Here is a 13,555-nt window from a genome sequence, read left to right on the forward strand (position 1 = left end):
TGCGCTACCAGAAAAACCCTACGCCGACGCGCTGTCGCGAGCCGCCTGGCATGTAGGAGTCTGACGCAGCGTAAGCGGCTTGTCCCTCGCCTCGGCCGACGTGGTCAGCGTATACGTGATCGTCGTCGTCTCGCCAGCATGCAGGTCAACGGTGCCCGAATAGAAGGGAATTCCATGCCACGTAGCGGCGCCAAGACCAAACTGGGCGCCCTCGACGGTCAGATCAGTAATGTTGCCGCCCGTCGGGGCAAACAGTGAGACATTCAGACGCTCGTCGTCGCGCGCGGCATCGGGCGCGCTCGCCGCGACGTAATCGGGCAGCTTGCCTGCCTCCTCCTGCGTCATGATGTTCGTCAGGGTAACGGTGATGCGATACGAGCACGTGCCGTCGCCGTTCTTGACGCCCTGGCCAATCTGCGTGTCGGCGTTCAGATACCAGTCGAGCTTGGAGAAGCTCAGGTTGTTAAAGTAAACGCCGGCAACGGGATCGGCACTCGGATCATCCGGATCGGGCAGCGAAGCGTCAATGCCCGTCTCTTTGATGGCATTCTGCTCATCATCGTTTCTCATCCAAGCAATCAGACGGCCCTCTTCGGCACCGCGCTCGAATGCACCGACAAGCTTTGTAACGTCGACATCACCGATGCCACCGAGAATCTTGTCGAAGGCGGCGCTGGCAACAGCCGCAAAGATGCCATCCGATTCCTCGACCGGATAGTTCCAATACACATCGTGCATGAGAACCTTCGCCGCGTTGGTACCGTCGACGACCGTACCATCGGGCAGCGAGACATTACCGACAAGGCCCAGCAGGTACTGCAAGAACACCGGGTCAATACCCACGACACCGTCAACGTCCTGGCCATATTGAGATTTCCACAGGGCTGCGACACGTTGCGAGTTGCGGGGCCAATCAGGCGAATAGGTATTGCCCGAGTTGTACAGGTTACTGTGGTTGCCGAACAGCGCCTCATCCTCTTCGTCGACGCTCTCGACTGCCTCATCCTCGCTGAGTCCAATGCGGGGAACAAAGTCACCGATCGACATCTGGCCATCGGTAACTGAAATCAAACCTTGCGAACCGCCAAAGCCGCCGCAGGCACGAATCTCGACGTTGTTCATGGCGTACACAAGGTAGTTGCGCGTCTGGCCGTTGGCGCCGAGCATCTGGGGAAGGACGGGGGCGACCTTCTCCGCCGCGTCAACCGCGCCGTTGAGGGTGGCAAAGCCGTCCTTGGCCTTATCGACCAACTCGGTCACCTGGGAAATATGAGTATCGCCAATGCCCTGGATCTTCTCGTTGACGCTCTTGAACACCTTCGAGCTATCGGAGAGCGAATCGGCGACCGCCTGCAGTGCGGACACGTTGATGGTCCCATCCTGGAACAGCTTGCCGGGCGTGGCCTGCGAAAGGTTATCGGCCATGGGAACCAGCGCGTTGCTCGAGACATCGGACAGGGCGTCGATCATGGTGCGGGCCGCATTGATATCGCTGCCATACACCGGGACAAATGAAGCCGCCGTCCACAGCGGGCTCGAGGTCTCCGCCTTCATGCTGTCGCAGAGCTCATCGATCTTCTTCGCGTCGTCAGGCAGCGTCGAAAAATCGCCCGACGTGACCTTGTCCTTAAGGCCACCGACGATCTCGACAGCCTCCTTCGCTTCGCTCTTTACGGTCTTTGCCGAGTTAAGCAGCATAAAGCCGCTTGCGCCAAGCGCAACGAGAAGCACCGCGACTACAGCGGCAATAATGGCGCCAGTGTGACGCTTTTTGCGCTCGCCCTTGCGATGGCGATGACGGACCAGACCGTCAGAGGTCGAACTCGACGAAGCGTCGCCACCGTAGTTCAAGCCAAAATCGTAATAATCTTCCTTGGAACCCGAGCCCGCAAACTCGACACCGCTATCATCCAGGCGGGCGAACGTGCCAGTCTCGGAGGCGCCGGTGTAAATCGTGCCAAGGTTACCCGTAAGCCCCACGCCACCGGAAGAGGGAGTATTGTTGGCGGCCCTGCCGGCATTAACGTTGCCGTCGGTATTCGCGGCGTTGACAGCACCTGCGTTGTTCGCAGGTGCCGAAGGAGCCCCGCTCGGCTGCGACGTGGAGGTTGCACCGCCCGCAAAGACATTCCCTCTTGCACGGCCGGTCTTTTTTGCCTTTTGAGACTGCTCGTACAGAGCGGTAAACATCGCCGTCTCGCCCGGGGACACGCGCTTACCAGAACCGCCCTGTCCAGCGCCGCCCGGCGTGCCGGCCTTACCAGCCCCGTTCGGACGCGGCGGAACTGCAGGACGGCCGCTATCGCTGCTCTTAAAGTGATTACCAGCCATAAAGAAATCCTCGCAATTGAGTCGCAATGAAAAAGTCCATAACGTTGCTAGTTTATGGCATTTTGGGCATCGACAGCTAAACTCCAGACACGGACATCAATTGGCGAAAATGTGGCACAACACCTTTTCTGTCTTGGCGGCGGCGCCAGCTACACCGTGAGGAACATCATCACGATAATCATGGCAAAGCCGATAAGGTCGGTCGGCAAAAACACCGTGCCCAGCATAACGGCGCTGGTGATGGTCGCCGAAACCGGCTCCACAGTTCCGATGAGGCTCGCACGTACCGAGCCGATGTCCTTAACGCCCTGCATATAGAGCATGTAAGCAAAAAACGAGCCGATAACCACGAACACCGCGAGCGCCTCGACGCCGGCAGCGTCGAGCGCCGGCATATGCGCCCAAGGCTGCACGAAGAAACACGAGACCACGCCCGCCGTGAGCATTGCCGAGCCCGTGACGATGGGGCTGCCGTATTCGGGCAGGATCTTGGCGGGAATCACCGCCATGCATGTAGCGCTGACCGCACACATGAGACCCGCGATCAGGCCGAGCGGCGAGATATTCAGGCTGGTGGGGTCGCCACCGGTGGCGATTAAAAAGGTGCCACCCAGAGCCAGACCGATGCCGATGACTTCTCGAGTACGCGGCATGCGACGATCGGTCACGCAGGTGTAGCCCATGATGATAACGAGCTGCAGGCACTGGAGCACCGTCGCGGTTCCGGCGTTCGTCAGACGCACGGCCGAAAGATAGCAAAACTGATTGAACAGCAGGCCAAAGGCGGTAAAGAGCAGCAGCTGCTTGCGATCGGCGGCTGTGGTCCAGAGCTTAATCAGGCGCTCGCGGTCGCGCGTAACAACCACGGCCATAAAGAGTAGACCGGCGAGAATCTGACGCACGCTCATAAGCCACAAGGTATCGACGTGGTAGGTATCGAACAGAAAGCTCGCGCTGGTGCCCGAGAAGCCCCAAAACGAACCGCCCACCAGCGTAGCCAAGACGCCCATGATCAACTTGCGCGTCGAAGCGCTGTTCAGGCGGTCGCGCCATGCACGGCGGGTGTTGCGGCTGAGCTCGTCGGTGCCCTCGGGCACATCAATGTTCGATATATCGGTCATCGGCACCGAAGCTCCTGCGCCTTCGACCTGCTCGACGCACTCTTTGCTCATTCCACTCCCCCGAAACAGCCTGGAAACAATTCGGCTTACCTTACCACGGCGAAGGCACCAGCCGGAGGCTTGTCCGCTTATCGGTAGGACAATTCCGCAGGCGTCTTTCCATAGCTCGGTACCGCAATGGCCTTGCATTATGCGACAGTCAAATCGCGGCAGCAGGCTCTTTTGAAATGGATATGACAAAGCCCCCGAATTCCACAATGCAAGGGTTGATTTCCGATCTCAGCCGAACACATTAGGCGGACAGGCCGTTCCCGCACCTAGCCGAACGCCCCCGCGGCCCCTCCCGGGGCCCGGGGGCGCCGTTTTCCCAGTTGAAGGAACGGTGGAGATGTGTTTCGATGGGTCCGGTGGCCATGCTCCGCCCGCCGCCCGGCGCCTCTTCCCAGACTCAGCCGAACGGTCGGTTCCGTCTATTCCGTTTTCCCTTAGGCTAGGACGGCGGGGCATCGCCCCTTTCCGCGCGCGCCCGCGCGATGAGCCCCGGCGTCAGGTCGAGCTCGCCGATGGGCACGTCCTCCACGCCGTACGCATCCAGCAGCGCCTCCGCGTCGGCGCCGAGCATCGCCCGGAAGGCGCGGGCGGGCGTCGCGAAGCCGAGCGCGCCGCGGGGCTCGGAGTTCACGTGCGACATCGCCAGCGACAGGTCCGCCGGGGCCAGCCGGTCGAACCTGAGGCCGCGGCCCTTGGGGGCTGCTCGAAGCAAAAACGAACGATCCCACGGACCTCGCGCGCGCCGTCGAGCTCATCGAGATCGGCGGGGGCATCGACGCGTGTCGTGATCTCGCACTCAAGCTCGCGCAAGAGGCGCAAGACACCAGCCGTGCGCTCGCCGAGAACGGCGTCATTTCGCACAACGCCGCTGACCTGCTCTGCTCCATGGCCGATTTCTTCATCAATCGGAGCGTATAGCGGAGTCGCAAGCGCGTAAACCCTCGAAACCTCCCCCAGCAGTGCATTTTGCTCGCGTTTCCGAAAGATTTCGATTTCAGAATGCACATGTTGGGGAGGTTTTGGATTGCTGTGGCGACCGGCGGTCCGATGTAGCCGCAAAAGGCCCATCAGCCGCCGTACATCCTCGCCGGCCGCCTCAGCTCGCCTTGGCACGCAGGCGACGATACAGCAAGCCGCCCAACGCCACGCACAGCAGTGACACGGCAACGACGACACCAACCACCAGCCAGTTTCCGCTGCCCGCAGCGGATGCCGCGGCCGTCGAAGTCACAATGGAGGGAATGCGCCCAAACGTTGCGATGAGCACCACGGGGGCGAAGCGCATCTTGGTGAGGCCGGCGAAATACGTCAAGAAGTCCTTCGGGGTTCCCGGGATCAAGAAAATCACCAGCATGACCAGCTCGAGTCGCTTCGCATTATTGAGCCACGAAAACCGGTCGAGAAGGCTGCGGTCGAAGAAGAGGCCAACCAGGCTCCAGCCCCATCGACGCGTCGCCCAATAAATCGCCGACGTCGCCAGCCCCGAGGCGACGAGACACAGCGCCGTCCCCTCCCAGAAGCCAAACGCGTAACCGCTCGCCAGCTCCACAGGCTCGCCGGGCAAAAAGGCCAAGAAGATCTGAGTGACGTTGATTCCAAGCATGACGAGACGACTTATCACGCTGTGGTCGGCGACGAACGACCGAACCGCCTGAGGGTCTGCAAGCCATGCCAAGATCCCCGGAAGGTATTCCCAGCATGCAGTCGCGAGGATCGCGGCCGAGGCCGCAAGCGCCAAAAGCACGCGACGGCGCAGGATTCGACGGCGGGCATCGAGGCCATCGTCCTCTGCGACGGCCTCGGCCGACATTGCCGCAGCGGTCGCGAATGAGGGGGCGTTTGCGGTCCGCGCGCCGGCAGAAGAGGCGTCGTCCAGCGCGTCATGAGCGCCCGCGACTCGATTGCGAAGCTCGCTCAAAGCGCTTACGTCAAGACGGCGAGCGGCGCCCCCGCAAGAAACCTGATCGGAATACCCTTCGGCTTCGGGCTGCATCCTCATCATCGCGTTACCTCCTTGTGTACCTGACAAGGACAGTTTCGCAACTTGGTGTCTATGTTTTGTCTACCAGCAATGACAATTCAGTAAGCCTTACGTTAAGGTAAGTCATTCTTAAGGTAATAGCAGGTAACTGGTTCGCCGACGGTTCGATGAGCCCGGCGACGCCCGCCCGCGTAGCGCGCGAGCCCTCGTCACAATTCCCCTGTTTCGTCCCCATCGCCGCCCATGCTAAACGTCGCCGTCACACGTGCCCCGCCGGTCGAACCATTCCCTAACTCAAGCGCTCCCCCGTGTAAACCGCACAAAATGCTCGACACATTCAAGCCCAGTCCAAAATGCTCGGCAGATTTGTTCTCGCTAAAGAACGGATCGCACCCGCGCCGCAGGGCTTCGGGCGTAAAGCCCGGACCATCATCGGCAACGCTCAGAGCCAACCTGCCCTCGCGAACAGAAATCTCAACCTCGATGACGCCCTTCGCATGGCCGCACGCATTGCTCAAAAGGTTGTCGAGGACCTCTTCGACCAGGGGTAGGTCGATGTAGACCATGTCGGGACGGGCGCCATCTTCACCCTCGTCGATTGCAACCCTCAACGCGAGCCCTTCCCCGCGCGCCGCAACAACCTCGTTCGCATGCGACTCGAGCTCATCCACAAGAGACCGCGACGCCAGCGGCTTGCGGTCTACAGGCCGATCTTCGAGCTTGCTCAGCCCTCCCATCTCCGTTGCGTACCGCTCCAAACGCACCACCTGGGCCGACAGGGCATCCAACGAACCAACATCGAGCTCATCGCCGCGACGCAGGCGCATCTGCGCCATCTCGACCGTCCCCTTGAGCACCGTGATCGGCGTTCGGAGGTCGTGCGCAAACGCCGCATTGAGCTGACGCCGCCCTTCGGCGGTGCGCCACAGCTCGCGCTGGGCATCGAGCAGCGACGCCCTCATATTCTCCAGCGTCTCAGACAGGCGACCAAGTTCTTTGCCCCGCACGCGCTCGATCGAGAAATCCAAATCCTGACCGGCGATGCGCCCCGCGGCGCTCGCCAGCTCCCCCAAGGGCCCGGCGATGTGAACGCGGTAGAAGTGCTTGAACGTGAGCCAACCCAGGCCGCCGTACGCCAAAACGGGCACAAGCCCCGTCGCAAGCGTGAGGACCCAAGGCATCGGACCATCGGGAGGCGGTGAAGCCGCATAATAGGCAGTGTTCGAGACGAGCCCTTCGCCAAACGTCTCCTCAAGATCGGCTCCCGTCATGTTTTCAAACAGCTCCACGCTCTGCGCGCGGCCCGCGCGGCTCAACGCGTCATAGCGGGCGAGGTTCTCCGCTGGAATCGTGCTGTTCACCTCTAGAATCTCCTCCTGCGGATAGCCCTCGTTGTAATTGAGCCCCCAGTCGTAGAGCTGCACCTGGCCGCTACGAACCATGTCGACGGTCGCGTACAGCGTGCTGATGGTGCGCCCGCCCTCCGGCACGTAATCGCTACCGGTCCCCCAATCGCCCGTCGCAATGAAGACCGCGTACGGCCCATCGCCTGGCAAGTTGAGCTCGGATGCGGGAAGCAGCTGCTGAGAGGTGGGGTCGTAGATGTATGGGCCCGAATCGATCACGCCGTGCTCGGTCAAACCGTTGTCGAGCGTCACCTCGAGTTCGTAATATCCATTATTCCAAGCCGCGAGTACCTCAATGGCGCTCAGCGCAAGCACCGTGGCGACAACAAGATAGGCGACCAGATACGCCGTGAAGATCACGCCCAACGGCCGCAGGCTCCACCAGGCACGCAGGCGCTCTTTTCGCGGCAGGCGTTTCAGCCGCTCGCGCTCAAGCTCGCGGGCCGCGCGTCGCTCGGCGCGGCGAGCTGCGCGGCGGTCGCACCTGCGGACAGAACCGCCATTGTCCCGACAACCGTCCTCGCAAGCGACAACTCGGCCGTCTTCGTGAGGCGCATGGCGCCCACGTGGGCCCTTACCAAAACCTGTCACTTTGCCACCCACTTGTAGCCCACGCCCCATACCGTTGCGATCGGATCGTCCGCGATCCCCGCCGACGTAAACTTGTTGCGAATGCGGCGAATGTGCTCGCGCACCTGCGACGGGTCACCCGCGGCATCCCATCCCCACACACGCTCGTAAATCACATCGCGGTCAAACACCTGGCCAGGGCGCTTGCTCAACAGGGCGATGATGTCGAACTCGAGCTTGGTCAAGTCGACGGTCACCGCGTTCGAATCGCCCCCGGCGGACGAATCCCGATTACCGCCCGCGCCGTGAACCTCAACGATGCGCTGAGCGTAATCGATGGTCATCTCGCCAAAAAAGCGGACGGCGCCGTCGCTTTGCCGATCGCGAGCCCTTCCCTCGCGCGCCATGTGCGCCGCCACGCGACGACCCAGAACCTCGAGAGAAAAAGGCTTGAGCACGTAGTCATCGGCGCCCGCCGCAAAACCATCAAGCTGGTCCATATCCTCAACGCGCGCCGTTAGAAAGATGATCGGGCAGCTCACATGCTCCCGCACGCGGCGACAGACCTCGAAGCCGTCCATCCCCGGCATGTTTACATCGAGCAGCATGATATCGGGGGCGGGGCCAGAAGAAGCCGCCGCCAGGGCCGACGGCCCGTCATGGGCAACCGAAACCTCGTAGCCCTCCATGCGGAAAAACTCCGCGAGCATATTTGCGATATCAACCTCATCATCTACGACCAGCATGTTCATGGTCGGCCCCCATACTACTCAAACAACGGCACACGCCTCGTGCAATCGTGCGCAAGACGGCGAAGCCAGCACATACTTCCCTGAAACCTTGCCACAAACCTGTCTACGCTTTGTCGATAATTTGACCGCAAACGGTCACCTGCAGGCGGCGAGCGGCTTTTTCTCACCAGACCACAATGCAAGCGATTTTTAAAAATGTTCTTGCCACCGAGTTCAGGCTCCGTTATATTATCCCTTGCGCACTTGCGCACCCTTGATCGGGCGTTTAGCTCAGGGGGAGAGCGCTTCCCTGACACGGAAGAGGTCAGAAGTTCAAATCTTCTAACGCCCACCAAATGTTCACAGCTCAGAGGCTATGTCTCTGGGCTGTTTTGTTTTATGTCGCCAAATCCGCTGGCAGCTCCAACCATCATCGCAACGTAGCATCAATTCACCTGACGAATGGCTGCCAAATAAATTCAATACCCCAACATCAACAATAGCCAGGCACAAAACTGCGCCGCAAACTGCTCCAACCGCTCAATAGCCACCGAGGCCGAGACCAACGCGTCTCGAACCCATCCGAACCGCAACTTCTCAGCAAAACGCCGCGATGTCTGCGCTCTGCGGTATCCTTGAGCCACTTGCACCTGCAGCACCAAGGAGCCGCCATGCGCACCGAGCTCGATGTTCCCTTTTCGCACAAAGAAGAAGCCAAGGCGCTGGGCGCCAAATGGGACCGAACCAAGAAGATCTGGTATGTACCTAGCGGCGTCAACCCCGAACCCTTTGCCGAGTGGCTGCCCGGTGTTGACCGATCCGACCTCTCGGCGCCGTATATATATCTAGTACTGGGCAAGCGCGAGTGCTGGAAGTGTCACAAAGAGACCTCGGTCGCGGCCTTCGGCATTCCCTATCGAACCGATAACGACGAGAGCATCGCCATCGCGCACGCACCCAACGAAGCCGGGCACATTGCCATCGACACGGCCAACGCCAACGCACTCGCCATCGTGCCCGCTCTTGGCTGCGCGCCGGGCGAGATCCGCGACTACCTTCATAAGCGCTGCGGCTACAAGCCCGTGGGCGCGCGAGCCTCCAAAGCCCCGTCGCTCGGCAACACGTGCACCAGTTGCGATGCGCTGCAAGGCAGCCGCTATCTGTTCGAGGAGCCCTCATCCCCGTTTGCCCTCACTGCCATCAACAAGCTGCCGGCACTGGAGTTTGTGCGCGTCGAAGTTGCCGGCGTCTTTGGCGTCCCGGCTACGCGCACTGACTTTGACCAGGCGCTCTTTACCTGGGCACGCGACCATCACGCCGAGTTCCACAGGCAACTCGGTGAGGGGATTTATTTGTAGGGACGGAGAGGCCTTCACAGCCAGCTCCTCCGCATCACCTATCCCTCGTCGCCGGCGTCGTACACGATATCGAGGCCACAAACAGGGCATTTCTCCGGGTACACCGGCATATGAACGCCTGTCCGTTTTCTCACTTCGTCGCTGAGTCTGTCGCGCGCATCGATGAACCGAATGTCGAGACACGGTATTTGCGAGCCGCAACAAGGACAGGCGACGACAAACGACCCGCAATCAACTTCTACGCTCGGAAACATATTGTTGTCGATAAGGGCACGCGGCAGTTTTCCGTACTTCCCCATCACGACATCGCCTCGCCAGCTCACGCTCGCTCCCTTCCCGTAATTGAAACCAGGAAGAGCATGCACCAGCAAGTGCGCGCGAAATTGCATCGCCACGCGATCCGATCAAACAACACGATCGTCAAAGAATGCCAAAGCCAAATACGCTAATACGGCAGAAGCCCCGCCTTTTCACGCTTCTTTTCCGAGCGATCGAACTCAATGCGATGGGCCTCAAGAAACACCGTATCGGGTCGCCACTGACGCTCATTCGGCTGCCTTAGCGTCGCACCCGCAAAGGAAGCGTAGTCGGTCTTATCCAGCAGGTACGATCCGCACAGCCGATATTCGCCGCAAACAGGCTCAAACGAAATCAGGTGAGCATCAAATAGGGAATGAAGATCGCGCCGAAGCAGAATACCGTTGCTGGCAACCTGCGATTTGGGTCCCGAGTAATTCTCGATATGTGCAGCCTCCAGAGCTTCGCTGACGCCGCAGTCCGACACCGCGCAACGGCCATCATAGGCGGCAACGAGCTGCTTGCGGAACCATTGCTGCCCCAATCGCTCGCGTCTCAACGCTTAGCGAGCTTTTTCGTCATCGGTCGCACTCTGTCCGGCAAACTCAATGTCGGCTGGCATGTGCTTCAGATAGCTCATGTCGGACGCAAAACGAGGATCAGGCCCGCCTTTATGAACGGGACCATGCAGAACAAACCAGCCGTTTTCGGGCTCAAACCGTTCAACAAACGCAAGGCCGAGCACCTTATAGCCCACCTCGGTTGCAAATATGACTCCAACTGGAACGCCATATTCCATGCAGTTGAGCATTTTACGGTTGTAATTCTGGTCTCGAGAACCAACGACGCCTGGCGCTTGAACCGAATACTTAATGACCCACGTACCGTCATCCAAATAGAGCGGAGGAACATCGGTGTAGAAGCTCTTTTTAGAGTTATGGACCGAAAGCGCAAAGATCTTATTGGGATCTTGCTTCACCCGATCCTGGCCCGGCCAGAAGATCCCTGAATCCCGCGTTACGGGAAAGAAGTCCGCGCCAATTCTCAAACGATACTGATACTGAGGGCTATCTTCCTTGGTGCGGTGCGGAAGGCTGGTCCAAACGCCGCCGCGCTGCTCCTCACCCAGAAACCACTCCCATGCCTCAACGTATTCGGAAGGCACGAGACTGCAGGCACGGTCATAGCTTGGTCCATCCATCAACGGAACAGCAAGGTCAATGTCGTTCATCGCCAGCACCTACAACCATACGAACGCGAGTCATGCCCCTCAATAATATGGCCGAGAGTCAATTATTACGAGATCTCATTCCGCGATCGGCACATCGTTGATGCTCTCGGTTTGCCGCTGGCGCGCTCATACCCCGCTATCCCACTCCCCTGTATACTGATGTAGCACGTGTTTCATCCGGGTTTATTGAGCCGGGTCGTTCATGGGAGGGTTTTGTGGCTGCTTCGAATCCGCCTAAGGGAAGCGTTTCTTCTTCGTCCATCAAGCCGGTTACGCGCAAGGCCGTGCGCTGCCAGCGCGAGGTCGCTTGGCTTGTCACGCAGGCGGCGGGCAGGCTTGTGGCGACCACTCAGGACGTCAATGCGCCTACGCCGAGCTTTGTGTTAGCGGCGGCGCTGGATTTTGTGCGCCAATTGGAGCTTGCCGCACAGGATGCCAGCGGCCACCTCGACTACCAGAATGTTATGGCGCCCGACCTGCAAACGTTCTGCCACATGGCCAAGTTGCCCGCCGCGCCCAATGCGCTTTCGGACGCGGGCTACATGTTTACGCTTTCGGGCGCGGACCTTATCCGCGATATCTACGCATACTGCAGCGAGCTCGCCGAGCGCCACGTCTTTGGCGCGGCTGAAGTCAAACCGGGATATGCCATCAAGCTGGTTCTTAGGCTGTTCTTGATGGATGGGTTCGGGACTATGCCAGCGTAAGCCGGATTTTTAACTTCGCCGTCGACTGGGCAACAACCGCCTTACCTTAGCGGGCGCCAATCGAGAGTCGATTATTGGGTCACCTCGTCCGCTGGCGCATTTATTCCGCACGCTCCAGCAGTCGATACTTGCGGTTGCGACTCGTCGCCGGCGCTGTGGGCTCAAGCTCGCCTTGAGCAATGAGTGTGTTGACGCGCGACCTAACCTGGGAAATTGTGAGCCCTGTGTGCTCCGCCAACTCGCGCGTACCCAGCTCACCGCAACGCTTAAGTGCCGCCACAATTAAGTCACCGCCGTGGTCGACCGGCTCGACCTTTGAGCGATAGAGAACCACTTTGAACCGATCGAATCCCGGGCAGAACAGGGGCTCGGCCAAACCATGAGCACACATGGCGTCGATCATCATCGGAATGCCCGAGCCATTGCCCTCAGCCGGCGAACCTGCGCCATCCGGCAGCGGAACAATCGACATGAGTTTCATGAGCGTCGCGTTGCGGCACCGGGAGCTGCCGTCAAACAAGTTCTCGCGAGTCTTTCCTCCGTATAGGCCGCCGGGGTTCGTCACTTCGATACGGTCATCAAAGACGTCAACAGCGATCGACTGCCCACAGAACCGATCTCCGTATTCTCGGTGGATTACGGCGTTGGCGATTGCCTCACGCAGGACCTCCTCGGGAATCTCCAGCGAGTCGACACGCGAGACGCCTTGGATCGTCGAGGTTCGCCGCAAATTCTTGGCGACTGCCGCGACGGCATCCGAGATCATTTCGCCCAACGTTCCCTCGCAGATCGTACGGTCCATGAACCTCAACGACCCCGCCGCGCCCTTCTGCGTTCCGGCATAGACCGCCACATCGATAAAGAGCTTAGGATAGAACTGCTGAGGATAGGCACCCGCAGCCAGGAGCCCGGCCTTAGTAACTTTGCCCTGGGAGTCGAGGAAATTCAGGCGCTCCAGCTTCGTTTTCTTGTCCGGCGCGCCGCGCATTGCCCGAGGTGTCAGCGAGAAAGCACGCTCTATCGTGCGATCGACCAGTGCCTCGTCAAGATCGCCTGCAACCGCGCCGGGCACTGCATCGCGATCGCTAGGACTCGTCCGCTCGTATGACGACAGTGCCAAAACCTCGGTCGATGAAAGTGGCACGTCTTTGTCATCAATGCGCTTGTAGCTGCCGCCCTGGGCGCCGCGTTCTATTACATAGCAGGGCTTGCTCGACGGGTCGAGCTCCTCAATCGTGATAACGAGAACCACGGTGCCCCGAAGCTCCACGCGCTCAATAGTGTATTTGGGCGGATTGGCCAGTTTTCCGCGACTGCCGGCATCACCCATGCCTGCGACAAATTGGTTGAGCACCTTCTCGGTCTCAAAGTCCTCAACCGGGACAAAGCCCGCGCGCTCGCTCACGCCGAGCACGATAATTCCGCCGGCGGTATTCGCGAATGCGCTAACCGTTTCCCATACGTCGCGAGAAAGCGTCGTGGCGCTCTCCTTGACCTCGACGCTAAGATCGTCCGAGCCCATGCGCCTTAAAGACTCGAGCAGACCGATCAGCTCGTTCTCGTTCATCTGCACGTCCTTTCGCTCGGTCCGGCGGAGAATGCCGCGAATAGATTTCCTTCGTCTCTCAGTTATCTCTCGTAATTATCTCTTGTCTCTCTGTTATCTCTCGTATTAGAGATGAGTGAAAGATGAGAGATAAGATATCTACCATCTGTTTCATTTAAACATGTTTTTGCTGGTAGAACAATCAGTATTGAGACAATACCGTGA

11 protein-coding genes and 1 tRNA gene are annotated in these 13,555 nt (G+C 59.6%); 3 read left to right on the plus strand and 9 right to left on the minus strand.

The annotated features are described in order from the left end of the window. Positions 1 to 18 precede the first annotated feature (18 nt). The 6 genes from FGQ67_RS01810 to FGQ67_RS01835 all read right to left on the minus strand — a co-directional run bounded on the left by FGQ67_RS01810 (position 19) and on the right by FGQ67_RS01835 (position 8,212). Positions 19 to 2,331, minus strand: coding sequence for a DUF4012 domain-containing protein (locus FGQ67_RS01810; protein ID WP_138339741.1), 2,313 nt, complete (start codon positions 2,329 to 2,331; stop codon positions 19 to 21). A gap of 149 nt (positions 2,332 to 2,480) precedes the next feature. Then, a complete protein-coding gene (locus tag FGQ67_RS01815; RefSeq protein ID WP_171025135.1) occupies positions 2,481 to 3,503 on the minus strand; it encodes a DMT family transporter in 1,023 nt (340 codons plus the stop codon). Positions 3,504 to 3,942: 439 nt separating this feature from the next. Continuing rightward, positions 3,943 to 4,215, minus strand: a complete 273-nt coding sequence (locus FGQ67_RS01820) for a hypothetical protein (protein ID WP_187362341.1) — start codon at positions 4,213 to 4,215, stop codon at positions 3,943 to 3,945. A 384-nt stretch (positions 4,216 to 4,599) separates the two neighbouring features. After that, positions 4,600 to 5,505 carry a TVP38/TMEM64 family protein gene (locus FGQ67_RS01825; protein WP_233539623.1) on the minus strand — a complete coding sequence of 302 codons (906 nt, stop codon included), beginning with the start codon at positions 5,503 to 5,505 and terminating at the stop codon, positions 4,600 to 4,602. A gap of 188 nt (positions 5,506 to 5,693) precedes the next feature. After that, the gene (locus FGQ67_RS01830) at positions 5,694 to 7,481 is read right to left on the minus strand and encodes a sensor histidine kinase (RefSeq protein ID WP_249934353.1); all 1,788 of its coding nucleotides are present in this window, start codon (positions 7,479 to 7,481) and stop codon (positions 5,694 to 5,696) included. Further along, complete coding sequence (locus FGQ67_RS01835; protein WP_117743134.1) at positions 7,478 to 8,212, minus strand: response regulator transcription factor; 735 nt, start codon at positions 8,210 to 8,212, stop codon at positions 7,478 to 7,480. The genes FGQ67_RS01830 and FGQ67_RS01835 overlap by 4 nt, the downstream gene beginning before the upstream one ends. 259 nt (positions 8,213 to 8,471) lie before the next feature. Here FGQ67_RS01835 and FGQ67_RS01840 point away from each other — a divergent pair. Together FGQ67_RS01840 and FGQ67_RS01845 are read left to right on the plus strand one after the other, a co-directional pair. Beyond that, positions 8,472 to 8,546 (plus strand) — tRNA-Val (locus FGQ67_RS01840). A gap of 316 nt (positions 8,547 to 8,862) precedes the next feature. Then, on the plus strand, positions 8,863 to 9,549 hold the full coding sequence (locus FGQ67_RS01845) for a DUF5710 domain-containing protein (protein WP_138339742.1): 687 nt from the start codon (positions 8,863 to 8,865) through the stop codon (positions 9,547 to 9,549). Between the two features lie 445 nt (positions 9,550 to 9,994). Here FGQ67_RS01845 and FGQ67_RS01855 read toward each other — a convergent pair whose 3' ends face one another. Both FGQ67_RS01855 and FGQ67_RS01860 read right to left on the minus strand, forming a co-directional pair. Beyond that, entirely contained in the window at positions 9,995 to 10,390 is a 396-nt protein-coding gene (locus FGQ67_RS01855) for an HNH endonuclease (protein WP_171025136.1), read from the minus strand. Positions 10,391 to 10,408: 18 nt separating this feature from the next. After that, on the minus strand, positions 10,409 to 11,077 hold the full coding sequence (locus FGQ67_RS01860; RefSeq protein WP_138339745.1) for a hypothetical protein: 669 nt from the start codon (positions 11,075 to 11,077) through the stop codon (positions 10,409 to 10,411). A gap of 215 nt (positions 11,078 to 11,292) precedes the next feature. On the opposite strand from FGQ67_RS01860, the gene FGQ67_RS01865 reads away from it, so the two are divergent. Further along, positions 11,293 to 11,784 (plus strand): hypothetical protein, encoded by a 492-nt coding sequence (locus FGQ67_RS01865; protein WP_138339746.1) that lies wholly within the window; start codon positions 11,293 to 11,295, stop codon positions 11,782 to 11,784. A gap of 100 nt (positions 11,785 to 11,884) precedes the next feature. Here the strand turns inward: FGQ67_RS01865 and FGQ67_RS01870 are convergent, their stop codons facing one another. Beyond that, positions 11,885 to 13,351 carry an ATP-binding protein gene (locus FGQ67_RS01870; RefSeq protein WP_138339747.1) on the minus strand — a complete coding sequence of 489 codons (1,467 nt, stop codon included), beginning with the start codon at positions 13,349 to 13,351 and terminating at the stop codon, positions 11,885 to 11,887. Positions 13,352 to 13,555 lie beyond the last annotated feature (204 nt).

This window comes from Collinsella aerofaciens (genome assembly GCF_005845035.1).
Taxonomy (GTDB): domain Bacteria; phylum Actinomycetota; class Coriobacteriia; order Coriobacteriales; family Coriobacteriaceae; genus Collinsella; species Collinsella aerofaciens_I.

What these genes read in the sequence shown, in the direction of transcription:
- FGQ67_RS01870 (WP_138339747.1), bottom strand. Translation starts at nt 13,351, where the DNA reads ATGAACGAGAACGAGCTGATCGGTCTGCTCGAGTCTTTAAGGCGCATG.
- FGQ67_RS01835 (WP_117743134.1), bottom strand. Translation starts at nt 8,212, where the DNA reads ATGAACATGCTGGTCGTAGATGATGAGGTTGATATCGCAAATATGCTC.
- FGQ67_RS01860 (WP_138339745.1), bottom strand. Translation starts at nt 11,077, where the DNA reads ATGAACGACATTGACCTTGCTGTTCCGTTGATGGATGGACCAAGCTAT.
- FGQ67_RS01815 (WP_171025135.1), bottom strand. Translation starts at nt 3,503, where the DNA reads ATGAGCAAAGAGTGCGTCGAGCAGGTCGAAGGCGCAGGAGCTTCGGTG.
- FGQ67_RS01825 (WP_233539623.1), bottom strand. Translation starts at nt 5,505, where the DNA reads ATGATGAGGATGCAGCCCGAAGCCGAAGGGTATTCCGATCAGGTTTCT.
- FGQ67_RS01810 (WP_138339741.1), bottom strand. Translation starts at nt 2,331, where the DNA reads ATGGCTGGTAATCACTTTAAGAGCAGCGATAGCGGCCGTCCTGCAGTT.
- FGQ67_RS01845 (WP_138339742.1), top strand. Translation starts at nt 8,863, where the DNA reads ATGCGCACCGAGCTCGATGTTCCCTTTTCGCACAAAGAAGAAGCCAAG.